Consider the following 1,305-nt stretch of genomic DNA (forward strand, 5'->3'; position numbering starts at 1 on the left):
CGGCCTTAGAGCCTGCAGACAAAGGCTTAAGGGTTGGCGGGCATGGGCCCGTAGAGGGCTGGTCCGATCTTGTTGATGTAGCCCTGGTGGGACCATTGGGACAGTTGGACGCGGAAGCTGTTGACGTTCTCGATGCCGAGGATGGCGGCCAGTTCGCTTCCTCTCCAGGCGTGCCAGGGCTGAGCGGCCAGGAGTTGCAGGACCTTGCCGCGCCGGTCGGGGCTGGACAAGACCGGCAGCGACGGCGGGTCGCCCCAGCGGCCAGGGGGCGGCAGGCCGGCCAGTTCGCGCGTCAGGCGGCGGGTCATCTGGTGCACGGTGGCCCACCAGATCAGGGCTTCATGATGTTCGGGCTTGCGTTCGTAGATGCGCACCAGGCGGCGGTAGCGGACCAGCCAGGCGAACGTCCGCTCCACCACCCACCTGCGGGGCAGCACCACGAAGCCGCGCAGGTCGTCGCTGCGCTTGACGATCGTGACGGCCATGCCGAGGACCTGCCTGGCCCAGGTGACCAGCCGTCCGGCGTAGCCGCCGTCGGCCCACACCAGCGTGATGGTGGAGAACTTCGCGCGCAGCAGCGCCAGCACCGGATGCGCACCGTCACGGTCTTGCACCGACGCGGCGGTGACCATCACGCACAACAGCAGCCCGAGGGTGTCCACCACGACATGCCGCTTCTGCCCCTTGAGCTTCTTGCCCGCGTCATACCCGCAGGCCGCCGCGCCCACGGTCTCGGCCGCCCGGACCGTCTGGGAGTCGATGCACCCCGCGGTCGGCAACTCCGCCCGTCCGGCCAGGACGCGCAGTCGGCCGCGCAACCTCCCTGCCAGCCGTTCGGGCAGACCACGCCGCGACCAGCGCAGGAAGAAGGCATACACCGCCTCATGCGGCGGGAAGTCGACCGGCAGAGCTCGCCACTCGATCCCGTACCGGGTCACGTAGCCGATCGCGTCCAGCACCGCGCGCAGATCATGCACCATCGGCCGGCCCGCGACCGCGACCAGTTCGGCCATCACCGCCCGTGCCTCGCCCTCCAGCACCCACCACTCGGCATCGGTCAGATCCGACGGGTATGCCGGTTTCCGATCGCGACATGCGCATCCCGGTGAGGCGCAACCGCTGGCGTTCACGACCGCGGGCGTGTAGACAGACAACCACGGGCTCCTGGCCGCTGAGCTGCTTAGACACCATCTCAGCTACCGGGAGCCCGCTCCTGTTCACCGGTCAACAGCCCAATCATGACCACACCCCGGCACTCTTCAGACCCGAGCCCGGACACCAAATCCCTTTGTCAGCAGGCTCTTA

General features: G+C 68.4%; 1 protein-coding gene. It reads right to left on the reverse strand.

What is annotated here, in order from left to right:
* Window positions 1–26: 26 nt before the first annotated feature.
* Window positions 27–1,154: an IS5 family transposase gene (locus AB0I81_RS64075; RefSeq protein ID WP_360680734.1), complete on the reverse strand. Its 1,128-nt coding sequence runs from the start codon at window positions 1,152–1,154 to the stop codon at window positions 27–29.
* Window positions 1,155–1,305: the final 151 nt, after the last annotated feature.

The organism is Nonomuraea sp. NPDC050404 (assembly GCF_040655495.1).
Taxonomy (GTDB): domain Bacteria; phylum Actinomycetota; class Actinomycetes; order Streptosporangiales; family Streptosporangiaceae; genus Nonomuraea.